Source organism: Novipirellula methanifontis, assembly GCF_052161655.1.
Taxonomy (GTDB): domain Bacteria; phylum Planctomycetota; class Planctomycetia; order Pirellulales; family Pirellulaceae; genus Novipirellula.
The window spans coordinates 1,148,040-1,171,284 of sequence record NZ_CP197418.1; the positions used below are offsets into that span (position 1 = coordinate 1,148,040).

The following is a 23,245-nucleotide window of genomic DNA, read 5'->3' on the forward strand; positions in this document are numbered from 1 at the left end:
GGTCTTCTGTCGTATCAGCTGAATTCACGGGTATCACCGAAAGCGGTATCGAAAGTAATTCGTCGGAAGGCGTCTCATTTTCAAGTAGCTCGAATGAAACAAGTGACGCCGTTGTTTAGCTAGTCACGCCAAGGAAGTTGAATATGAATTGCCAAACCACATCGAACAAGAACAGGGCAACCGCGAGGAAGAAGATCGTGAAGATTACCACGATCGAGGCTCGGATTAATTCGTCCTTCGATGGCCAAGTTACCTTGTTCATCTCGGCTTCGACCGCGATCAGAAAGTCAGCGAACTGAGGCCAGTTGACTAAGCGGTAGCCAATCCACAATCCGATTGCCAAGGTTACGCCGGAAATGGTGGGAACCAGATAAGCGTACTGACCGCCGAACAGGAATCCCCGCAGGGTGGCGTACAAGCTCCAGCAGCCGAGGGCTACCACGACCCAGATTGCCAATGCTGTCAATTGACGAACGATCCGCCCCTGGTTTGGCTTGTAAACCTTGGTGTGAAAAAGTTCGCTAGTTAGTGGGGCGTTGTTCGTCCCTGCAATGTCTCGAGACACTGTCGGCTCCTAAAAATGATCATTCGACCGATGGAAACTGCGAATCCTTTGCAGTCGACCCACGGGCCAAGTTTTTTTGTGTGAATAAAAGCAGGGGCGGAGGGACTCGAACTCTCAACCGCTGGTTTTGGAAACCAGTGCTCTGCCATTGAGCTACACCCCTGTAAAACCGATTGCGTTTCACACGCCTGTTATCGCCGAAAAGCCCTGTTCAGAGCAATCCCAACGCGGCATAACCGCGACGACACAGCAGATTAACGCATTCGGCTTAAAAAGCCAATGACCAACGAAGGTTAAAAACCTCGTTGGCCATTGGATGATTTTTCAAATTGGCGTCCGGTTCGGATCCATTACCGAAGGGTCGGCATGTTGTCGAACCGCACTACCAATTGGAACGCAAGGTCGCGATTACTCGACGATCTTGGTTACAACACCCGAGCCAACCGTACGGCCGCCTTCGCGAATCGCGAAACGAACACCATCGTCCATTGCGATTGGCTTGTGCAACTCGACTTCAACTTTAACGTTGTCGCCAGGCATACACATTTCGGCGTCGACAAGGTTTGCCGTTCCCGTTACGTCCGTGGTACGGAAGTAGAACTGAGGGCGGTAACCGCTGAAGAACGGGGTGTGGCGTCCGCCTTCTTCCTTGCTCAAGCAGTAAACTTCTGCTTCGAACTTGGTGTGAGGGGTGATGCTGCCTGGCTTGGCCAAACATTGACCACGTTGGATGTCTTCGCGTTTAACACCACGAAGCAAGCAACCGACGTTGTCTCCCGCGCGGCCTTCGCCCATTTCCTTGCGGAACATTTCGACGCCGGTGCAGGTGGTCTTCACAGGGGTGTCCGAAAGACCAACGATCGATACTTCTTCGCCGACCTTAACAACACCACGCTCGATACGACCGGTAGCAACCGTACCACGACCTTCGATCGAGAAGACGTCTTCGATTGCCATCAAGAATGGCTTGTCGTCTTCACGAGTCGGTTCTGGAATGAAGTCGTCCAAGGCAACCATCAACTCGGTGATGCACTTGCTGGCTTCAGGGTCCGCTGGGTTGTTGTACGCTGGAAGCGACGAACCGCGAACGACAGGAACATCGTCGCCTGGGTAGCCGTACTTGCTGAGCAAGTCACGAGCTTCAAGCTCAACGAGTTCAAGCAATTCTTCGTCGTCGACCAAATCGCACTTGTTCAAGTAAACAACGATGTAAGGAACGCCAACTTGGCGAGCCAAAAGCACGTGTTCCTTGGTTTGTGGCATCGGTCCGTCCGCTGCCGAAACGACCAAGATCGCACCGTCCATTTGGGCGGCACCGGTGATCATGTTCTTAACAAAGTCAGCGTGGCCCGGGCAATCGATGTGGGCGTAGTGACGTTTGTCCGACTCGTACTCAACGTGAGCGACCGCGATCGTCACTGTTTTGGTAGCGTCACGAACGGTACCGCCCTTGGCGATATCTGCGTAACCCTTTGCCTTTGCCAGACCCTTAGCGGCTTGGACGGCCAAGATTGCGCCAGTCGTGGTCGTTTTGCCGTGGTCAATGTGGCCAATCGTGCCGACGTTGACGTGGGGCTTTGTACGTTGAAAAGTTTCCTTAGCCATTTTTCTAAATCACCTACACTCGACCATTGCGAAAACTGGAAAGGGGATACGCCCCTAATCAGCCCGAAGATCTAACGTCCGTGTTCACACCCACGGGAGCTCGCTAAAAATCCGGCCGCTTGGTCACTCGATCAACAATAGAATTGAAACGAAATCAAAAAATCGTTTGCGTCCCACCGCGGGACATGTTTTGTGCTGCTATTGACGTTAGTCGCAATTGGGCCTACTCAGGGAAACTCGTGGGACGCGAACTTCGCGGGGTTTTTTAATTGCTTAAAAAACTGCGTTATTAACACCAACGAGACGCTGAACTCGACCTCATGTACGCTTCCAGCGAGACCGCTGGTAGCCAACTTGCCTAAGTTGTTGCGAAAAGTGAGATAATTTGCAATTGCCTCGTTGCGAAAATAGAGCATTCAATCGCTCTTTTTTCGCGAGGAAACCGCCAGTGACATAAATGTCACCCTAAAGCACTCTCGCAATCTCTTCTTGTTCGATCCCAAGCCCCTGCGGGCTCGGTTTGCTAACAAAGTACTCCGGCGGTTGCGTTGATCCCACCCTGACTAACATTGTCATGGCTGTTGCCATGCCGCAGAGGAGTCGCACTCACCAAAGCTGCTGATGGGATTTGAACCCATGACCTCATCCTTACCAAGGAGGCGCTCTACCACTGAGCTACAGCAGCGACTCAAAAGGAAATTCAGACCAAAAGCCCAAAGTCCATCCGAACACGTTCTTTAGTCGACTCTTCCGTAAACGCCGAGAACGCAAGAGCGGGTGAAGGGAATCGAACCCTCGTATTCAGCTTGGAAGGCTGCTGCTCTACCATTGAGCTACACCCGCGATGAAACGTCGAAATGGGGGCTACAGGATTCGAACCTGTGTAGACATAGTCAGCGGATTTACAATCCGCCCCCTTTAACCACTCGGGCAAACCCCCCTGTTTCTTTGTCAGCACATGTGGTGTGCCGTCATCGTTTCTCGTGTCGTTTAAATCGTGTTCTGTGCTTGAGTCGTTTCCTTAACTTAACCAACCGTTTTACTTTGTTGCTTGATGTCGCTGTGATAGCGACTTAAGCCAGCGGAGGGATTCGAACCCACGACCGGCTGATTACAAATCAGCTGCTCTGCCAACTGAGCTACGCTGGCGAATCCGTCGGACCGTATTATTCAAACTTTCTGGCGTTTGTTAACGCCTGTGAACCATTTGAATGTGACGAAACGTGGAATTCACCAAGTTTGTCGTCCGGTCTTCAAGTTAACCTTTTCACTTCGAAGGGCAGAGTGTAGCGATCCAGCGATATGGGGCAAGATGGAAACGGCCCCACCAGCGATGAAACACGAGGATTCTGACGATTTTTTTGAAATTGAGCAACCCGAGGCATACTTTACCGCCATTCTACTATCCTTGGACACGCCCACTCAGGCTCGGTTCACACCTATTTGTACTGCGAAATAGGGCGACGCAGCAGCGTGAAAAACGGGCTTGAATGTCCTTGTTCGGCATTCTGTATCTTGGTCGGCACCCCTTTTCGCCAATTTTGCGAGATTTGAATTTGTGCGTCTAATCTGTTCATCAAATTCGTGAAACGCTCAGCGCCGAGGGAACAAGGCGGGTTGGCCATACCAAGGCGGATGAGCTCCTTCGCGGGTCGCCAACAAGATGGCTTTGCCGTGCAGATGTTCGGGGCCATGCGTGTAATCCCACTCCAAACACTCTTCGTAACGAAGGATCCGCAGTCGGCTTTTGGCGGCCACGGCCCAGAGAGCTAATTGGTTGGGAGGAAAATAGTTGATCACCGCCCCCGCTGTTTCACTGACCGGAGCATCGCTTTCGCGGCCCGGCGATTGGTCACTGCCAGGGTCCTCGGTGGTGTGCACCTGAACATACAAAATGCCGGTATCGGTCAGCGACTTGGCCATGCGGTCCCACAATATCACAGCATCGCTGAGCGGAATGTGGTCCAACACGGTGGTAGCGACGATCGCGTCATACGTTTTTTCGGGCATTAATACTTCCCGGACATCGACCGCCAACGTCTGCACTTTGCCCGATGTTTGTTCCTTTTGGGCCCGTTGTCGGATTCGTTGCAGTCCGCGGTCGCTCAGATCGACCGCCAACACGTCATAGCCCGCCTTGGCCAGTGCGATCGTGTCTCGACCGGCTCCGGCGCCTAGATCTAGGGCTTTACCGCTGCGAGGAACCTGTTGGAGGTAAGCCGCCAACGCCGCTGAAGGCTGGTCGCCGTATGCAATTTGTTCGCGATCGTAGGGCTCGAAAAAAGGATCGCTCGCTTCGTTAAGAGTCGAAGGACGCGACGTTGACGGAGTAATGTCCATGGAAGCAAGCTTTTTTTCGTATGACGGCGCCAGTGCGGATCGCAGCGGGGCCGAGGATGCCCTGAATTCGAATGCATCAATGTGCAGAACTTAAAATCGGCCCTTTTGCCGTTCAAAACAACCCCATGTCGAGATTGCCGTTTTATTATGGATGATTGGCAAGATTAACATTCGCTTGACGAATTACGTCCAGGCACTGCCTTTCTTTTTCTGTAAACATCGGATGCGAAAACCAATGAAATGGGCTTTGATGACGATCGTCCGCTACGGTTGGTTTGGATTATTGGTCCTGATCGCGTTCGGTTACCTCGCTGCGGGGCTTTCGGATCGATCGAAAAATTCACTGCTTGATCCCGTCGCAAAAACTAATTTTAACGCGGCAGAGGCCGAAGACAAAAAGAACGCCGCGAGCGAATCGGATCTGCCGCCTGCCGAGTTAGCCAAAGCAAAATCCCCAAGTTTGGATCCTGCATCCCGTTTCGATGCAGTGGCCAAAGGGGATGATGCTTTGCGTGAGTCGATGGCGGCGATCGAAGCCAGTCTTGCCCTCGGCTGGGACGAGGCGGGTGTTGAGCGGGCCGAGACTGCCGACTGGCTGACCCTCTGTCGCCGGATGTCTTTGGCGCTGGTCGGAAGCGGACTGTCGCTCGAAGAAATTCGGCGGTTGGAATCGATGCCGGAATCGCAGCGTGAGCAAGCTCACCTGGAATCGCTGCTTGTGGATCCGCGTTTCCATCAATATTGGGCCGAACGTTGGTCGCGGTTTTATGTCGGCGCCGATGATGGCCCATTTCTGGTCTATCGCCGCCGCCGATTCCGTACTTGGTTGACCGACCAATTTTCGCAAAACATTCACTACGACGAGATCGTTCGGCGACTCGTCACCGCCGAGGGGCTTTGGACCGATCGACCCGAAGTCAATTTTCTAACCGTCACCTTTGACAGCAACGATGGGCAACCCGATCCCGTTCGTTTGGCAGCCAGAACGTCACGTGCGTTCCTCGGTTTGCGAATCGATTGTTTGCAGTGCCATAACGACTTTCTAGGCAACGTCAGTCTGGGAAGTGCCGATTCGCCACGCGAAGGAATGCAGACCGACTTTCATCAACTGGCCGCGTTCTTTACCAGTGCTAAAACCAACGGATTGCAAGGGGTTCAAGAAAACGAGGCCAACTATCACTACCAATACTTGGACGCCGATGCGGAAGTCGAAGTGACGCCCAGCGTTCCATATCAACCCGAGCTGCTTCCCGATCAGGGCTCGCCACGTCATCGGTTGGCACAGTGGATTACCGATCCCAAAAACCGGCAAGCCGGGCGATCGACGGTCAGCCACGTTTGGGCGTTGTTGTTTGGCCGCAGTGCCACGGACGCCGTGGATAATCTGCCGTTGGATGAAAAGGCACCTGCGGTGATCGAGACACTCACGGACGAGTTTATTGCCCATCAATTCAATCTTCGTGATTTAATTCGAATGATCGTTCACAGTTCGGCGTTTCGAGTTTCCAGTCGGGCGGAGTTTGAAGTCACCGATGCGCACGAGGACGCTGGAGCGGTATTCCCTTTAACACGGTTGCGTCCCGAGCAAATGGCAGCATCCATTATCCAGAGCGCCAGGATCAAGAAGATTGACCGTGATTCGTCACTGCTCGTTCAGTTCGACAAATTCGGCAGCACCAACGATTTTGTCCGCCGTTATGGCGATCAAGGCGAGGATGAATTTACCAACGACAGTGTCACGATCTCACAGCGGTTAGTGATGCTCAACGGCGAGATGTTACGTAAAGCGATTGAAGATAATCCTGTGCTCAATGCCACTAACCATATCGCTCGGTTTGCGAAGACCGATGCCCAGGCGATCGAGACCACGTATCTGGCCGTGTTAAATCGCCACCCTACCCCGACTGAACAAGAACATTTTGTTGCAAGACTCAAAGAGAGTGACGATCGCCAGGCTGGGATCGAAGACCTGTATTGGGTGTTGCTCAATAGTACCGAATTGGCGTGGAACCACTGATGTTTCGTCCTGTTTTAAGGCGGGAACACTGAGCCGACGGCGCAAGCGGGCTGTCGGCTTAGTCGAAATGTAAATGGCAGTGGTGAGCCGTGGGCCGTAAGGCACCGGGTAATGCGTGGAACCCGGTCGCTCACGCGCGAGCGGCTCACTAAATCAACTGCCCGCTAGCCGCGGGCAACTTAAAATTCGCGTTTAATGGCCCCCGGCTATCGCCGTCGGCTCACAAGAACGGGAAGAACTTAAGGGTTTTCGCACTAGCACCAAGATGGCTAGTACGAAACACTTGAGATTACTATTGCAAATTGAAAGACCAATCATGAATTTCACTGCATCCGATCGGCTCTGTAGTCGCCAGGCTCACTTCTCTCGCCGTACGTTACTGGGTGCGGGTGTAAGCGGAGTGTTCCTCTCTCAACTCGCTCACACGCTGGCGCTGGCGGATGAACTAGGAGTGACCGACCCGTCGCGTCCCTTGAGTGTGATTTTGTTGTGGCTGGAGGGTGGGCCAAGCCAGCTAGAAACATTCGACCCACATCCAGGGAAGTTGATTGGTGGCGATACAAAGGCGATCGAGACGTCGGTCGCAGGAATTCAAATTGCCGATACCTTGCCACAACTCGCCGAGCAAATGCATTTGGCGTCGCTGGTGCGTAGTGTGACCGGAAAAGAAGGGGATCACCAACGTGCGGTCTACAACGTGAAGACGGGATTTCGTCCCGATCCCACCTTGATTCATCCATCGATCGGCGCGGTGTTGTGCGAGTCCGATCCAGGCGATTCCGACATTCCACGTCATATCTCGATCTTGCCAGGCGGTGCTCCTGCGCGGGGTGGTTATCTGGGGGGCGCCTATGACGCGTTCAAGATCGGCGATCCCGCCGGTCCGGTGCCTGATGTTCGCCGTTCGGTGGAGCAGGACCGCTATGACAAACGGATCGATGATCTCTACAACGTGGTCGAAAAAGAGTTTCGGCGTGGCCGGATCGCGGAGCTCGAAAAGAAACGCACGTTGCATGTGACTGCAACCGATGCGGCGCTGCGGATGATGTCCAGCGAGCAGTTGTCGGCATTCGATGTGTCCGAGGAATCGCAGACGACGCTTGCCGCATTCGGCGACACTCCGTTTGGACGCGGGTGTTTGGCGGCAAGTCGCTTGATCGAAGCGGGGGCACGCTGTGTCGAAGTCACGCTTAGCGGGTGGGATTCCCATATCAATAACCATTCATTGCAATCGTCGGCGTGCGAGACGCTCGATCCGGCAATTGCCTCGCTGTTGGTTCGGCTTCGCGATCGCGATTTGCTTGAAAACACGTTGGTGGTTTGCGGAGGCGAATTCGGACGCACTCCGACAATCAATCCTGCCGGTGGCCGTGATCACTGGCCACATGGTTTTTCGACGCTGTTAGCCGGCTGTGGGATCCGCAGAGGGCAAGTGTATGGCGAGACTTCGCCCACGCCAAAACTGGATTCCAAAAATCCAATGCAGGATGTCGCCGACGTGACCACGGTTGCCGACTTGCATGCAACCATCCTTGCGGCGTTGGGAGTCCCGTTTGCCGAAGAGGTTTACACGCCGATTGGCCGCCCGCTGAAACGAAGCGAGGGAACGCCGATTCGTTCCCTGCTGTCCTAGTCAAGGAATGCCACTGTACAGGCGATCGCACCCGACACGTTAATGTTGAAGTTGCCCTGTTGTATTTAGGGGCTAAACCCCGGAAGTTTATCTAGCCCAACCCAACGGGCTGGGGCCGAGAAAATCAATGGATTGCAGGGCCAACGGCCCGGAGTCATCGAGTAACGTAACTTCAGAACTCACGCATCAGTTTGCCGGGGTTCGAAGTTCTTTCGAATGACGTGTTGTCTTTTTTAAAATTTGCGTGAACTCAATGAACGCGAACGGCTCGGAGAGCTGAGCGACATTAGTCAGGGCTTATTCAATGGGCCGATGTATTGTTTGGCAATGACGACATTGTCGAAGTAAACCATGTTCACGCGTTGTTTCGTCCAGCGATCGGTCACGTAACTTTCCAGCGTCAATGCGTTGGCCATCAACGTGGGACTGGTTCGCCATTGAATGCCGCGCCAATGGCCGCGAAGTTCGCCGTCGATCCAGTAGGCTTGTTCGCCATCATCCTGTCCCGGTGTATTGTGCTGGAGCATGAATTCGACACAGATCCATTTGCCACGCTCGATGTTGGGTTGCGTTTCGGGGCGGAAGCCATTGCCCCAGTACTTGCCGTCCGGGCTGGGCCGCATCGTGTGCCAATAGCTGTAGAAATTCCATTGTCCCGGCGGAGCCCACTTGCCCCAGTTCCCCCATGGTTCAATGGCCGTCGAAAACCGCTCATCTCCATCGGGCAATTCGCCCGCTCCGCCAAAACCACTCCAGCGATCGCCACCCTGAAGTGACTTGTTTGCCCGCAACGTACAGAAGTGATGCACGTAATCGCAGTCATTATCGAACTTTGTGTAGAAACGGATAAACAAACGATCGGAGGATTCAAACCATTTCGTGAATCCACCACCACTATTCTGACCGAGCGTCGCGGTTACTTTCAGCGATCGTCGGCCTAGCATCGGACTCTGGGATGCCGGATCGACGAAGCTTAGCACGTTACCGGTGCGATCGTTCGTCCCGTCCCACTTTGCCCCCAGTTCTCCTACTTCGAAATCATCGGTAAAGATCACCGAGGGATGTTGCTTTAATTGCGAGTCGCTGGCGAACTTGGCTGCCAGTCCATCGCCGGATGGAAGTTCGCTGTTGTCAACCAGTTTGACCACCGAGGCGGTCTGAGCCATTCCCTGTAGCGGTAGAAAGAACCCAGAGAGTGTGACGACCCACAGGATGGTTGGTACCGAATGCCATGTACGAGAAGGGATCAAGATGAACTCCGCTGAAGAGGAATACTGAGACGGGTTGTTTCGCTATTCGTTAAATTTGAACGAGTACAAATCGGCGTCTTTGATCACGAATCGCAGGCGTACCGGGGTGCCGGTGAGTGACGAAACATCGCTCCCTTGTTTCCAGGAGACCACGCGCTGGATCTCGTTGCCGATTTGTTCGTTCGCATCGTCGAGTGTGAAGCCGGGAATGGGCTTGCCTGAGCGATCTTGGATCTCAACTTGGATGCTGCCTGCCGCAGAGGTACCAAAATTGATCGCCAGTTCACGGCCTTTGAAATTCAGCGGTTTGGTGAGCAACTCTCCGCCGGCATAGGGAGCTTGTGCCGACGAAAATCCGTCCAAACGCATCGAATATCTTCGCAAATGCGATGTGGGTTGGGCATAGTCCTGATTCAGATAAATCGACATTTCCGAAGGACTCGTTGGCACCACGTTCAAAGCCGGATAATTCGTGCGAGAAACCCAATTTCGGGCACCAATCCCTGGCCGCACGTAACCGCTCAGGAACGTTCGGTCATAGATGTCTCCGCCACGCGAGGTCATCAGTACCGCATCGGACGTATCCCTAAAATACGAGGGCGATACATCGATCGCCTCGGCTTGATCGGGGGAAAGAACCTGACGACCGGGCATGAATCGAGCGGCAATCGCAACATACAAATGAGGAGCTCGAAAGTAAGGATGGGTTTGATTGGTATACAGGTGCTCGATGGGAGCCTCGCCGTCACCATGACGATACTTCATCAACACCGGCGGTGACCACTGCAGGAAATCGTCGCTGGTGGTGCGGCAGATACGGCGAACTCCGTCTGCAAAGACTCGAAAAAAACACACATATTTGTTTTCGAAATCGGACCAAAAAGCAACATTCTGAGAATCAAACATGTGCCCAAAGGGAACCATCTCTTTGGGAATGACCGCTTGCTCGCGAAGTTTTTTCCAGTGAATCCCATCCGCCGAAACCATTGCCACTAGCCCGCTGGCCACTGTCCCGCCGATTGCTTTGTAACGCTGCTCGGCGGGAACCCCTGGGCGAGTGTCTAGCAGTGGAGAGAAGTTGTGCGTCACCGGAGCCGCATCGGCAAGCACGATGTTATTCTTCGCATGCCCATCAACGTTGAAGTGCGTGAACTCGGGCTTCGTCCACCCGATGCCATCATTTGACTCCGCGTAACAACACACTTCACCTTGATTGCCGTCGGCGCCCGCTTTCGGATTGCCTCGATAGTAGAGACGGTATAGGTCGCCATCCTTGATCACCGTGCAGTACCCGCTGAAAGGCCCTTCCCACGGCTTGTCGAACTTCAGCACCACTCCTTCATCTCGCGGCCGATTGAGCACCAAGCGAACGTTATCGAGTTTGTCGATCAGCAAGTGGTCGACCAATAGCTCGCGTCGGCTGCCGATATCGATCCCATCCGTATCGCCGCCCAGGCACGAGTGCACAACGGAAGTGAATTGCACCACGAGCAGAAAACAAACAACGGTCAAAAAACGCATGAACGGATTACCTTGTGGGAGTAACGGAAGCCGTCAATATTTCGCGGCGATGACTCTGGAATGCGTGACGGATGTGTAACGTTTTGGTCCGCGACACGGTGACGGCAAGCAAAGCCGAAGATTTGAAGTTTCCCTGCAAATCATAACCCGAAGTGTCAGCGGGGGCCGAGTCAAGCGTGATATTTTCTCACAGATGCGTCGGCAAAAGAAAATCACGCCACTTCAAAACCCGTGCCCCCGTTTAAGCAGGTCAATATGAGTCATTCCACATAATGATGTGAGCCGACGGCGCTAGCCGCGGGCTTGTTTCCTGCAATATTGACGCTCACTGCGGCTAGTGCCGTTAGCTCACAAAAGACTCGACGTTTCACCGGTATATACCGAACGAACTGCTTAGGGATCAGAGTTGCCCCAATGGAAGCGGCAGGAAGCTTACATGCCGCGTTTGGCACTTGGTGGACGGGTTGCTGATGCCAGCGCCATGGTGACCACCATCGTTCCCGCCAGTGTGCCGAGTGCGAAACGCAAATTAACGCACTCGGACAGAAAGCCGATCATCGGCGGCCCAAGCAGAAAGCCGAAATAACCGATCGTTGAAACCGTGGCCAGTGCGACGCCAGGGGACTCGCCCGGTAATCTGCCACAGGCGCTGAAGACGGCAGGGACGACCGTCGCCAACCCCGCCCCGATCAAAGTAAAGCCAGCGAGTGCAATGGTGAAGTGATTGGACGTCACAACGATCAAGAATCCGATCATCGCCACCAACGCGCTGAGTCGCACCTGTTTGACGGGGCCTAATCTTGCGGACAAACGATCTCCGGCGAAGCGACCGATCGCCATTGCAATCGCGAATGTCGCGAACCCCATCGCAGCGATCCCTTCACTGATCTCAAACGATTGATGAAGTAGTACGGCACTCCAATCCGCCATTGCTCCTTCGCTCGCCATCACACAGAACGCAATGACGCCGAGCAAAATCGTCACGCCGTGCGGGGCACGTTCGTGGCGTGGTCGGTCGATTGCCGCTCCGCCGGAATCACGGCGGATTTCACAATCCCTCTTCGACTTGGTACGTCGGGTCTTCTTCTCTGGTGAGTCTTGATCGCGATTGACTCGGTCAATTAAAAGCCGAGAGACGATGGGGACGGCCGCGAACGCCAACATTGCGGCCACCATGGCAAAGTGCCAACGAATCCCCACGCCGCTAATCGCAAACAAACTGCCCGCCAAGGCACCCGTCAGCGCACCCGTGCTCCACAACGCGTGGATCGACGAATTGACCTGCTGGTTCAATCGTCGCTCGACATCCAACGCTTGCAAATTCATGGAAACATCCAACATCCCATGACCGACACCGAAAACGAATAACGCCATTACCAGCGTCCCCAGACCCGACATCAGCGAGATCGCAGGAAGTCCCAGCAGAGAAATCACCAGACTAATCACAACGATCCGACGACTACCGAGGCGCGAATAGAGCCAACCGGTGCTGGGCATCGCCACCACCGCTCCGGCCGCCAGGACCATCAGGGCTAGCCCGAGGGTCCCATTGGAAAGTTGGAATTGTGACTGTATCGCGGGGATGCGGGTTGCCCAGTTTGCATAAAGAAAACCGTTTAAACAGAACAGTCCACGAACGGCCCACAGCGAAGCGTTTAGCGTTAACGCTACAGGCTGAGGAGCCAATTCGCGAGAGAGTACTGCATCTGCCATGGTTGTCGCATTCCGAAGATAATTGTGGTCAACGGAACTGCGTTTGCAATCCGCCGCCAAGAGCATCACCTCTGTTCAGCCAAGCTCAACCGCTTCATTTGACTGACGTTCGATTCTAGAGCGGGCCGAGGTCGTGCCATCCCCGTCACACGCGGAGTTCCACCACGTTGTTGAGTCAGCGGAGCGATAAATCTAGCTTTGGCCATGCTCTTCGGAGCCAATCCTAAGAACAATGCTTCCAGCGGTATAGACACAATGGCCAACGCCGGCAAAGCACCGGCACGCATTCGCGTGCAAGTTGTCAGCAGCAAGCCAGTGTTGGCGATTTAAGTGAGTTGGATTGCCGTTAAGGGAATGCGGCTCAGGTCACTATGTGGAATGACTTCTATTGACCTGCTTAATTTATCTCTGCTGGAGTCACCAATCGAGGCCCGTACTGGGGAAATTGAGCGACCATTTAACGTCGGGCGTCTGTTTGCGGCAGGTTGATTTTCTCGGGCACGTCGTCCATTGCCCAGTATTGGTGTTGGATCTTCGTTTCATCCACGATCACAATGCGAAAACCAGATGGGTCTCTGCCTAGCGGGCGACCCACCGGACCGGTTGTAATCATTTCCATTGCACCGGCGCGACCATAGGCGTTGCGGTGGTAATGGCCTGCGAAAGCGGCTCGCACATCTGCCTGTTTGAGTTGTTGTAACAGTGGCGTTCGGCGCTCCAGCGGAATGTTGAAGTATTGATCCGGCTCCTCTTCTTGCTCAAGGAAAAACGGATGATGCTGAAACAACAGGATGTGTTTCGGCTTCGCGATCTTGGCATCTTGGAGTTGCTGATCGAGCCAAGCTTGCTGAGCCGTCAGCACTTCTGCGGCGCCGCTGGGATCTTTCAGGACGCTAGAATTCAGGACGATGTTGTAGACGCCTCCAACCCAGAATGAAAAATAATCGTCCCCAAAGTTTTCTTGATAGCTGGCGATCGATTCTTGCGTTGGTCGATTGCCGACGTCGTGGTTACCGCACACACAAACGAGCGGGATTTCGGCGTCTACTTTGGAAAAGTCGTGATGAAACTGAGTAACCTGAGTTTCATAGCGAGGCTGGTTCGGAGTGGCATTCGTCAGATCACCACAGACGATCACGAATCGAGGGCGAAGCCGGTTAATATGTTCGACCGCTTGTTGAACCAGAGCTACTTCCTGCTCGAACCCCTTGTTTCCAGTGAACATGCCGTACTGAGTGTCGGCAAGTTGCATGAAGAAGAAGGGGCGTTGCCACGTCTGTTCTTGCTGTGGATCGAAAGCCTTGAAAGTTCGATTGGCTGCCTGCTTGAAACGCGTATTTACCTCACTTGCGGGCTCGTCCGCAACGGTGACGTTGGCCATTAACGCCATCGTTGCGAAAAAAATCAGCATCGATGTTAGGTAGGTTTTCAATCGCATTGTGTTCGTCAATCTCAAAGAGCTGGAGGTTCGATCGTGGTTGGACACAGCGTACGCAATGGCGATGGCACTTGATGGCCGCGGATCGTCTCGTCGCTGGCAACCCACTATAACCGCTACGTCCCATCGCAAGTGAGATGATGATTTGTCCCCATTTCTTTTCGTTGCAGCGAGCGGGCAGTCGCATCCGATAGATGAGGTTGCGAATAATCGTATTTGATCACGAAATTTGGCTGGATCTGTGCAGGATGAATCGCGAGCCACTGCGATTTAGCTACTGTGATTTAGTCTCTGGCATTTGACGTCCGCAAGCACCAAGCGTTCGCCGATTTGCTACATACAGCTCTATTGCGGTAAACTTAAACACGTCCGAAAAGTGCTAAGTCCCTTCGCCACTTGTCCCTTCGCCTCTTTAGCCTCTCTTGTATCAATCCATGCGTGAACAAAAAGAATGTTGCACATCGATCTTTTTCACACTCGCCGTTGGTGCGGTGATGTGTTTGGCACCATCACCGGCGATTGCCGACGACAGGACGCCTCCGCTGGCGACGATGGTCGATCAAACGTTCATAGCAGATTTCGACGGCAGCGAGCAAAAGTATGTTGAGCTGACGCCGCACGAATTTGCCGCGGACGTGCCGGTTTCGGTGTTGATTGCGTTGCATGGCCACGGTTCGGATCGCTGGCAATTTGCTACTCAAACGCGAGACGAGTGCCGGGCGACCCGCGACGTTGCGGCCGCGCACGGGATGCTAATGGTTTCACCGGACTACCGTGCCAAGACCTCGTGGATGGGACCGGCCGCCGAAGCCGATCTGTTGCAGATCATTCGCATACTGAAGAACCGCTTCCAAGTAAAACGCGTGATTGTCAGTGGCGGATCGATGGGGGGTACCTCCGCGTTGACCTTTGCTGCGTTGCACCCCGAACAGGTTGATGGGGTCGTCGCACTCAACGGTACCGCTAACCATGTCGAGTACGAGCGGTTTCAGGACGCGATCAGCAAATCGTTTGGCGGATCGAAGCAAGAAGTCCCCGAGGAATATCGTCGGCGCAGTGCGGAGTTCTTCCCCGATAGGTTCACGATGCCGGTCGCCGCTACCACCGGTGGTCGAGACGAGTCGGTGCCGCCGGAAAGTGTCCAGAGGCTGGTCGAACTTCTCGGTAAAAGAGATACGAAAGTGCTCGGTATTCATCGCCCAGAGATGGGGCACAGCACCAATTACGACGACACAAAGCAGGCGTTTGAATTTGTGATTGCTGCCTGCCAAGCGGCAGGAAAGTGATCGCAACCTTGGCCCTAGCGAGGTTGGTTCCACATCCAATCACAACCCGATGCGTAACTTTTGAAATTGCGTTTTTATCGTTTTTCCCCGCAAATCATAACCCGAAGCGTCAGCGAGGGACCGAATCAATATCGATTCTCCCTCGCTGACGCGTCGGGTTGTGAAAAACTCGCAACTTCAAAAAGCGTCAATGAGGGACCGAGTCAGGATCGAGATTGTCTCGCGGACGCTTCGCGTTATCAACAAAACGCTCCTTCGAAGCGTGTCAGCGAGTAGTCTTGATGGTCTACTTTGATATCGCGGTGCCGACGCCACTGTTTCCGTAACCGTTTCCGCAATAGAACATTCGCAAACGGGCTCCCTCGCGAATGACGGTTGGGTATTCCACCATTTGTTTCTCCCAACCGTCACCGGTGGGGCTCAGTTGCAGATTGTTGTCGGATTTTGTACCGCGACGCCAGTGAATTCCATCATCGGATTCGGCGTAACAAATTGAATAGAATCCCCATCGCGTGCCGATTGCGGAATACCACATGCGAAACATTCCATCGGGTTGCTGATGCACCACGGCACCGGCAACCGCGATGTCTTCGTAGTCACGCTCGGGATCACGCAGCATCACCACTCCACGTTTTTCCCAGTGGATGGCATCATCAGAGACCGCCAAGCAGATCGTCTTTTGCTGGTTGAGTGCATGCGGTTTTCCCGTCGTCGGACAACCGGTGTAGTAGAACCGCCATTGAGTCGATCCATCCTTTTGCCGCACCTGCAATACCGATCCTCCGGCGATCCCGATCGCATCAGGATCACCGTGTTCACCGCTGGGGGTAAGGACAGGTTGATTGCCGGAACGAGACCACGTCATGCCATCAGAACTGGTCGCCATTCCGATCCCAGGAAACGCGCTCAATCCCGTGCCTTTTCCCGCGTTACCGGTGTAGTAGAGGTGCCAACGGTCGTCACGGGTTTGCACGGCATGCGGCAGTACACACCAATTTGCATCAAACGATCCTTCGGCGCCATTATCAAATAGCGGCCCCGTTCGATCCCACTTCGTGAGATCATTGATGGCGGCGGTGGCGACCCCGATGTGGTGTTTTTTGTGGTTGTCACCTCCGGCATAAAACAACCGATACGTTTCGCCCGCTCGCACCACCCACGGATTCATCACTCGAGTAGAATCGAATTCGCCTTTTCGCGGAGCAAGCACGGGATTGTTTTCATCTCGAATCCACTGGACTGGTTGTTTCAGTGTCGCGTATTCTTCGCGGTGCGATAACCGCATCGTGACCACTTCATGGCGGCTGCGCACGATTCCAAACAAGGTGCCGATATCGCTGCGGTCCCAGGCGATTCCTTGGCCTGCGATCGGGGCGGGGACCGTGGCGATGTGATTGAGTTCGCCGTCGGTTTCGGGCACGGTCAAAACATACAACTCCGCGTGGTCATGACCGGTCACAAACAGGCGTCCGTTTGGGCCGAATGCGCCCCCTGAATTACTGTTGGGCAAAAAACGTTCGATGACGGATTCCGGAAATGTCCACGTTCCCGTCTTTTGCCACTCGTCGTCGTAGCGAACCAGGTAGGTGCGGCGGACGTTTGCCTCGCCATAAAATGCGAACGCAATCCACCATGATCCGCGATGCCGTTCGACCCAGTTGATGGCTCCTTCGGTTTCGTCAAACTCTTTTCGCTCGAGATGTTCAAGTGTTTCGGCAGAAAAAATTTCGATCGAGTTTTTGAGCGGCGATTTAGGCCAATTCGAATTGGCACAATACAGCCGGCCATCGACCACGATACCGCTATTGAGATGGATAACGGGCGAGCCGTCGGGAGCGGTCCATTTCGCCAGAGGACGCGAGGTTCCCTTCTCGTAGCGGCCAATCGTGCGATTGGAGATTGCGTAAAACGACGACGCATCAACGGCAACCGCCTGATGCGCCTCGGGTACCGAGACTCGATGAAGTTGGCGAAACGTCATCTCCGACGCGGTGCCAACCGGCGACACAATGAATGAGGCGGTGGCTAAGATCAACGCCGCGGAGGACGACAAACGAATGGGATTCATAGGAGTGCGTTTCGTGAGATCCAGGGGGAGGGAGATGAAGTGGCAGGAGAACCAGTGTTGATTTCCTGCACCCGCTGGGATGTCTTACTCGCCGCCAGCGGATGCGGTGCCTACAGACTCGGCAGCAGCGGAGGCGGGCTGGGCGTTTGCGAGTTTCCATTTCAGCCAGGCATAGACACTCGCGCCGATCTGTTTGTACCCCGTCGCATTGGGATGCACCGCATTATTGTTGGGGTAGCCATCGATGGGGTCGAGGTTCAATTGGGTAGGCAGGATCGTGATCATCGGATCCTGCTTTTCCGACACGTACTGCATTTGTCGTTGAACCAGATGATGTTGAATTTGCTTCCATCCCCACCGAGTGTACCGATCCTTGTAGTTAGCCTTGAACGCTTCGGGACGATCATTTCCAGGCGTGGTCAAACAGATGCCAATATGTGCCTGGGGCGCAGCCTCTCGGATCGCGGCCAACAACCTATCGGCAAACCCGAACACCGTGTCGATGCGGGCATCCATGCCGCCGCGATCATCCACCGGAGCGGAAAAGCAATCGTTGATGCCGAGTTTGATTACGACGTAGTCGGGTCGTTGGTCTTCGCATTGCTCTTGAAAATAGCGCGGCAGATTCAATTGCGGCTTGGAGTTCTCGTCGAGGAACAAAAACGGACTGCTGCGTTTGGCATGACTGTCATCGGGATTGGGGTCATACTTAGTCACGAAATTAGCCCAAGTCCAACCGCCGTACCCTTCGTGAACAACACCCTCGGTGGCTGAGGATGGTTTGTGTGTCCCCAGCATCGTCCATTTAGGATTGTTTTGCCTTGAAAGCAAGCGTGCAATTTCATTGGGATACGCCGATGCGTGCGTCAGACTGTCTCCGATAATCAAAAGCCGAATTGGATCATGCTGCTGCGGGTCGTCATCCGCAATCACCTTCAATACGCCCGACTTTGATTCCAGCAGCTTGTTCTCGGCGGAGTAAACGGCCACACGCAGCGGATGATCCCCAACGTCTTGGGCGGTGGGCGTCAATTCCCAACGCCGATCAGCAATTTTACCAACGTCGCAAGTCACCTCGAACCGATAGTCCGTTGGCGATTGTGTCAACACGATGTTATCGAAGTAGATATGGGTGGGCACCCCAGTCACAGCGTAGATTTCCGGCGGCAGAGTTAACTGTAATTCGGACTGTTTCTGCTCGCCCCAAACCGGAGTCACGCAGTAGAGCAGCAAAGCAGCGAAAGCAAGACGCATCATTTTTGGGACTCAAAATCAAAGGGAGGGATCAAGGCGGGGCATACAGTGTCTTTGCTCGCGACGCGATCTTGACGATAGATCACGGAGCGTTCAGCAGCCGTCGGGACCGGTGCTGTTTGTGGATCATTGTAGTGTAGTTTCGCCGTGCGATCGGTCAAAGCTAGCTCTTCGGTACCAGGGGCGAGTCGAACACATGTAAGTACAAACTAAAATCTGGCTTGAGAAAGCGTGGCTGCCCTCGCTAGAATTGCCAGGCCGACAATGGGGCTCCTGCCCATTTCCTTCATGTATTGATGAATAACACGTGATCACGACTCGCGGAAATTCGGTCGGAATATTCGTTCTGCCTGGAATCTTCCTACCCCTAATTTTCCTACTTAAATCCCTTCTCAGTGAAAGCTGTCATTCATTACGTCGGTGATTGGATTTGTCCCACTGCCAATTGCTGCGCCAGTGTCAGGCTTTGGTCCGGTGTTCGACAGGAGTCGCTTGAAGAAGACAAATGGCCCGGAGCGGTTTGGGGTGACCAGGCAAGCTGCTGGCGGCAATGAACACTTGGGCAAATAACGCATCTTGTGCAGGGGCGATTTCCTGTCTTCCTGCTAACCCATTTTTTAACCTCCCATTTTCTAACCTTCTCGCCCGCCAGTCGGTATGTGGTCTGTACGTGAGCTCAAGGAACGCAAACAGCTCGGAGAGATGAGCGACAATCTGCAGACAGAATGATGATCGCACTGGTGGGGCGCCGGGAGATTTGTGATACAACGATTGCTGGGCGGTGTCGCGGCGAGAACGCTAATGAAAACTACGTTGGGCTAGAGACTAGCAATGGAAACGATCGAATTAGCCGACGGCGGGACGCTGATGTACGAACACGCCTTTATTCCGCCAAGTGTGGCAGATCGCTATTTTGTCGCCTTGCGTGATGGATGTGTTTGGGAGCAAAAGCCCGCGTTGTTTGGACACATGCAGCCTCGTTTGACCGCCTCTTACGGCGAAGCCGGAATCGTGTATCGTTACTCGGGGCTGGATAATGTTGCGCTGCCGTGGACCGACACGATGCTCGAGATTAAGCAGCAACTCGAATCGGTTCAGGGCAAGTACAATTATTGTCTACTGAATCGTTATCGCGACGGCGCCGACAGTATGGGGTGGCATGCCGATGACGAGCCGGAGATGGGCGACGTGATCGGTTCAATATCGTTCGGGGCGACGCGAACGTTTCGGATCCGACATAATCAGAGCAAAGAAACCATGTCCTTTCCCGCCGGTCATGGCACGTTGATCATCATGGCTGGAACGATGCAGCAGTTTTGGAAACATCACATTCCCAAAACGGCGGTGAAAGTGGGCGAGCGAATTAACATGACTTTCCGGCACATCAAAACGAATCACTGACCGAAACGACAAAGGAACATCGAGTGGCAAACCCTCCCTCGGACGAACGATATCTGGCGCTAAAAGCGGTCATGATGCCACGCGACACCAATCCGCATGGAACCATCTTTGGTGGTGTGATCCTCAGCTATATCGATCAAGCGGGTGCAGTCGGTGCCTACCACGAAATTCGTCAGTGGGGGACCGATCGAAAACCGATGGTCACCGTGGGCATGAAAAGCGTCGAGTTTCATCGACCCGTGTTTGTCGGCGATGTGCTCAGCTTTTGGACTCACTTGGTACGCGAAGGCAAGACTTCGATCACGATCCATGTCGAAGTGCAAGCCGAACGCGAAGGGCAACTCGAGAAATTAACCGAGGCTGAGGTCACTTACGTGGCGATCGAATCGGCGGGCGAGCAGCGACGACCGGTGCGGATCCGCGATAAGTAGTCCGTTAATTCCCAATGGAAACGAAAAAAGCGAAGGCGGATTCAATCTCGAACCCGCCTTCGCCAAACGTTTTTATCAAACGAGATGCTTAACCGCCAAGCACGCCTTTGAGTGCATCCTGCACGGCGTTACCGCCGCCGGTGGCTCCTTGCGTTGCGTTGTTGATGCCTTGCTGGATCGCTGGTGCAGCCGATTCGGTGGCATTGCGAAGGGCTCGTCCTGGGTTCGCGTTGCCACCACGGTTGGGATTCACGTTGCCGGGCTGGCCGGGCTGGCTAGGTTGCCCTGGCTGATTGCCACGCGAGTTGTTCAGGCGTGGTCGTTCCGGAATCGCACGGTCGGTATTGCGACGAATTTGCGAAGGCCAATTCTCAGGCCGCTGGGGACGTAGAGCCTCGAGTCGCTCAGACTGACGAGTTGCCTGGTCCGCTTGACGACGGAGTTCATTGCCGAAGCGATTGCTGGCCCCTTCCGAACTACGTGTTGGATCGGAGTTCCGCAGCGAATCGGCAGGCCGTGCCGATTCGAGGGCATCACGAACACGATCACCGGCTCCGGTCCGATCATTGGCACGATTCATCCGCTCGCGAATCGATTCGGAGGCGTCGCGAGCTTCGCGGTTGGCGGCATCGCGACCCTGTTCCATGCGGTCACGAACGCGTTCACTCGTGTCACCAGCTCCTTCGATGCTATCGCGGGCTCCTTCGACTCTGTCACGGGCCTGCTCAGCAGTGTCACGGGCTTGTTGTCCTGCCTGGTTTGCTGCATCACGGCCGCGATCCATTGCGGTGTCGCCTCGTTGATTACGGTTGGAGTCATTCGGCTGCGATTGCGTGTCGGATTTTCCGCCGTTGAGCAAGTCGTTGGCAGCGTTACTGAGGTCCGAGACGGTTGAGGACGCCGGGCGATCTCCTCCTGGCAGACGTAACCGCCCACGGCCTTCTGCGTTCGCTTCGCCGCCATTGTTGCCATCGACATTGGCGTTGGCATTAGCATTAGCCGAGACATCTGCACTGGCTGACGAGCCTTCCGTGTTGAGCCGCTCGCGACTGAGTTCTCGCAGCGGATTGAGAGACTGGCGAATGCGGTCAACCTCGTCGTTGTCGATTGGTTTCAGGTTCAGATCGGAATCCTGATTATTGGCCAATGCATCTAACGACTCACCGACCGAGGTTAATCGCAAGATAGTGGGATCCATTTCGGCATTTTGACTCGTTCTCAAAAAGTTGCGTTGATCCGCGATCGTTCTGGCGGGGCGGTAGCGATCATTGTCGGCAAATACTTGGTACTGGTTGGTAATCCAGCCCAACAGATTGTTGCTGCCGCCACGTCCATTGCGGTTGTGGAAGCTGGCGTAAAACGGATCATAGTGTTGATAGCCTTGGTAGCGTGTTGCCCAAGGATAATAGTTGTTCGAATAACGCGATCCGTAGTAGTCACCAAAATAGTAATGGCGGTGACTGGGGCGGACGAACAAATGGACAAACAGACCGACGCTGGTGTCAATCGTGTAGCGTGGTCGATATGAATAGCCGGCATTTCGATAGACCGGTTGCGAGTAATAGACGGGCGTGAACAGGACGCCGCGATGGGCTACGTCATGGTCCCAATAGCCAGCTTGGTAGACGCATCCGCGTGGCGTCCAGACGTATTGGGCTGGGACCCAAACCCAATCGGCGTGCGACGAGGACCAGAAACCCGGCTGCCATTGATAGTCGCTGTTTTCGTAGACCCAGTTGCCAGGGACGTAGAAGTGGTCTTCGCCCGGTGCGGGTGACGACGGACCTTGTTCGAGCGATTTAGGTGGCTCGGGCAAGTACTGGACTTCCGACGTATTGCTGCTGGCCCAGAAACCACCGATGTAACGGTAGCCACCGTCCGCGCTGTCCCAGTATCCAGGAACCCATTGTTGACCGGGTGGCAAATCTCGCCACACACCACTAACCCAGATGAAATCTTCGCGTTCGTCGTCCCATGACCAATAGCCGGGAATCCAGGTTACGTTTTTGCCATCAGGCCGATACTCTGGAGGCAGTTCGTCGATTGGTTCGGGTGGTTGCTTTTGCACCACCGGACTCGGTTCGGGGTTCGCGTCGTACGGCTCGGCAAACGCTTCATGTAAGGGGCCACGCGTCAAATATTCGACACCTTCGGATTGCTCGGATTCCGAACGATCTGGTGTTTGTTGATTCGTTGCTGAACGATTGTCAGTCACTTCGGACCGAGGATTGGGGGGCTGCGAAAAAGCCGTGGTGGCCATCGCAAGTGGAACAACCAAACCTGTTGCCGAAGCTGTGATTCGCCAATAGCGGCTCAATTTTTGGTATCTCAAGATGCATCCGTCACTATTTTGGGGAACGAAAATTTGGGCTGCCATTACACATTGCAGAGCCCGGTCATCATGGACGGATCAACGATGCAAAGCTCATGCCCACGCGGAAGGAGGCACTTTGTTTGGCAGGCATCGGATGCCGTTAGAAAACGCACGTCCTCACACCCAAAGTCGCCAGCGATGCGAAACAAATCACTGACCGTAGTGGATCTTGCTAAAGATCCTTCCTACGAGAAAAAGCGTCCGATATCAATTTCACGTCTCAAGCGACGACAGGTGCCGATTCCGGTGGTCCGCTCTCGCGTACTTCCACGATTCCTGTCGTCGCGTTGCGACTTGCTTCGCTTCGTGGTGCCGAACCCTGGACTGGCGTCCGGGGCTACTATCCGGG

General features: G+C 54.3%; 16 protein-coding genes and 5 tRNA genes. 6 read left to right on the forward strand and 15 right to left on the reverse strand.

Annotated elements, in window-relative coordinates; all coding sequences use genetic code 11:
• Nucleotides 1-115: 115 nt before the first annotated feature.
• The 8 genes from secE to SH528x_RS04130 all read right to left on the reverse strand — a co-directional run bounded on the left by secE (nucleotide 116) and on the right by SH528x_RS04130 (nucleotide 4,510).
• Nucleotides 116-565: a preprotein translocase subunit SecE gene (gene secE / locus SH528x_RS04095; RefSeq protein ID WP_442509259.1), complete on the reverse strand. Its 450-nt coding sequence runs from the start codon at nucleotides 563-565 to the stop codon at nucleotides 116-118.
• A gap of 91 nt (nucleotides 566-656) precedes the next feature.
• A tRNA-Trp gene (locus SH528x_RS04100) sits at nucleotides 657-728 on the reverse strand.
• Between the two features lie 245 nt (nucleotides 729-973).
• On the reverse strand, nucleotides 974-2,170 hold the full coding sequence (tuf, locus tag SH528x_RS04105; RefSeq protein ID WP_442509260.1) for an elongation factor Tu: 1,197 nt from the start codon (nucleotides 2,168-2,170) through the stop codon (nucleotides 974-976).
• A 613-nt stretch (nucleotides 2,171-2,783) separates the two neighbouring features.
• Nucleotides 2,784-2,855 (reverse strand) — tRNA-Thr (locus tag SH528x_RS04110).
• An 87-nt stretch (nucleotides 2,856-2,942) separates the two neighbouring features.
• Nucleotides 2,943-3,013 (reverse strand) — tRNA-Gly (locus SH528x_RS04115).
• 15 nt (nucleotides 3,014-3,028) lie between these two features.
• Nucleotides 3,029-3,110: transfer RNA gene (locus SH528x_RS04120), tRNA-Tyr, on the reverse strand.
• A gap of 136 nt (nucleotides 3,111-3,246) precedes the next feature.
• Nucleotides 3,247-3,319: transfer RNA gene (locus tag SH528x_RS04125), tRNA-Thr, on the reverse strand.
• Between the two features lie 444 nt (nucleotides 3,320-3,763).
• Complete coding sequence (locus SH528x_RS04130) at nucleotides 3,764-4,510, reverse strand: class I SAM-dependent methyltransferase (protein WP_442509261.1); 747 nt, start codon at nucleotides 4,508-4,510, stop codon at nucleotides 3,764-3,766.
• Nucleotides 4,511-4,733: 223 nt separating this feature from the next.
• On the opposite strand from SH528x_RS04130, the gene SH528x_RS04135 reads away from it, so the two are divergent.
• Together SH528x_RS04135 and SH528x_RS04140 are read left to right on the forward strand one after the other, a co-directional pair.
• Nucleotides 4,734-6,527 carry a DUF1549 domain-containing protein gene (locus SH528x_RS04135; protein WP_442509262.1) on the forward strand — a complete coding sequence of 598 codons (1,794 nt, stop codon included), beginning with the start codon at nucleotides 4,734-4,736 and terminating at the stop codon, nucleotides 6,525-6,527.
• 316 nt (nucleotides 6,528-6,843) lie between these two features.
• Nucleotides 6,844-8,160, forward strand: coding sequence for a DUF1501 domain-containing protein (locus tag SH528x_RS04140; RefSeq protein WP_442509263.1), 1,317 nt, complete (start codon nucleotides 6,844-6,846; stop codon nucleotides 8,158-8,160).
• Between the two features lie 290 nt (nucleotides 8,161-8,450).
• Here the strand turns inward: SH528x_RS04140 and SH528x_RS04145 are convergent, their stop codons facing one another.
• The 3 genes from SH528x_RS04145 to SH528x_RS04155 all read right to left on the reverse strand — a co-directional run bounded on the left by SH528x_RS04145 (nucleotide 8,451) and on the right by SH528x_RS04155 (nucleotide 12,644).
• Nucleotides 8,451-9,410 (reverse strand): hypothetical protein, encoded by a 960-nt coding sequence (locus SH528x_RS04145; protein ID WP_442509264.1) that lies wholly within the window; start codon nucleotides 9,408-9,410, stop codon nucleotides 8,451-8,453.
• Between the two features lie 42 nt (nucleotides 9,411-9,452).
• Nucleotides 9,453-10,931 (reverse strand): hypothetical protein, encoded by a 1,479-nt coding sequence (locus SH528x_RS04150; RefSeq protein WP_442509265.1) that lies wholly within the window; start codon nucleotides 10,929-10,931, stop codon nucleotides 9,453-9,455.
• Between the two features lie 432 nt (nucleotides 10,932-11,363).
• The gene (locus tag SH528x_RS04155) at nucleotides 11,364-12,644 is read right to left on the reverse strand and encodes an MFS transporter (protein WP_442509266.1); all 1,281 of its coding nucleotides are present in this window, start codon (nucleotides 12,642-12,644) and stop codon (nucleotides 11,364-11,366) included.
• Between the two features lie 204 nt (nucleotides 12,645-12,848).
• On the opposite strand from SH528x_RS04155, the gene SH528x_RS04160 reads away from it, so the two are divergent.
• The gene (locus SH528x_RS04160; RefSeq protein ID WP_442509267.1) at nucleotides 12,849-12,974 is read left to right on the forward strand and encodes a hypothetical protein; all 126 of its coding nucleotides are present in this window, start codon (nucleotides 12,849-12,851) and stop codon (nucleotides 12,972-12,974) included.
• A 127-nt stretch (nucleotides 12,975-13,101) separates the two neighbouring features.
• Here SH528x_RS04160 and SH528x_RS04165 read toward each other — a convergent pair whose 3' ends face one another.
• The gene (locus SH528x_RS04165) at nucleotides 13,102-14,082 is read right to left on the reverse strand and encodes a metallophosphoesterase (RefSeq protein WP_442509268.1); all 981 of its coding nucleotides are present in this window, start codon (nucleotides 14,080-14,082) and stop codon (nucleotides 13,102-13,104) included.
• A 434-nt stretch (nucleotides 14,083-14,516) separates the two neighbouring features.
• On the opposite strand from SH528x_RS04165, the gene SH528x_RS04170 reads away from it, so the two are divergent.
• A complete protein-coding gene (locus SH528x_RS04170; protein WP_442509269.1) occupies nucleotides 14,517-15,368 on the forward strand; it encodes an alpha/beta hydrolase family protein in 852 nt (283 codons plus the stop codon).
• Between the two features lie 286 nt (nucleotides 15,369-15,654).
• On the opposite strand, the gene SH528x_RS04175 is transcribed toward SH528x_RS04170, so the two are convergent.
• Both SH528x_RS04175 and SH528x_RS04180 read right to left on the reverse strand, forming a co-directional pair.
• Entirely contained in the window at nucleotides 15,655-17,436 is a 1,782-nt protein-coding gene (locus SH528x_RS04175) for a hypothetical protein (RefSeq protein ID WP_442509270.1), read from the reverse strand.
• 84 nt (nucleotides 17,437-17,520) lie between these two features.
• Entirely contained in the window at nucleotides 17,521-18,693 is a 1,173-nt protein-coding gene (locus SH528x_RS04180) for an SGNH/GDSL hydrolase family protein (protein ID WP_442509271.1), read from the reverse strand.
• A gap of 828 nt (nucleotides 18,694-19,521) precedes the next feature.
• Here SH528x_RS04180 and SH528x_RS04185 point away from each other — a divergent pair.
• A complete protein-coding gene (locus SH528x_RS04185) occupies nucleotides 19,522-20,091 on the forward strand; it encodes an alpha-ketoglutarate-dependent dioxygenase AlkB family protein (RefSeq protein ID WP_442509272.1) in 570 nt (189 codons plus the stop codon).
• Between the two features lie 23 nt (nucleotides 20,092-20,114).
• Nucleotides 20,115-20,522 carry an acyl-CoA thioesterase gene (locus SH528x_RS04190; RefSeq protein ID WP_339944351.1) on the forward strand — a complete coding sequence of 136 codons (408 nt, stop codon included), beginning with the start codon at nucleotides 20,115-20,117 and terminating at the stop codon, nucleotides 20,520-20,522.
• An 88-nt stretch (nucleotides 20,523-20,610) separates the two neighbouring features.
• On the opposite strand, the gene SH528x_RS04195 is transcribed toward SH528x_RS04190, so the two are convergent.
• A complete protein-coding gene (locus SH528x_RS04195; protein WP_442509273.1) occupies nucleotides 20,611-22,854 on the reverse strand; it encodes a hypothetical protein in 2,244 nt (747 codons plus the stop codon).
• Nucleotides 22,855-23,245: the final 391 nt, after the last annotated feature.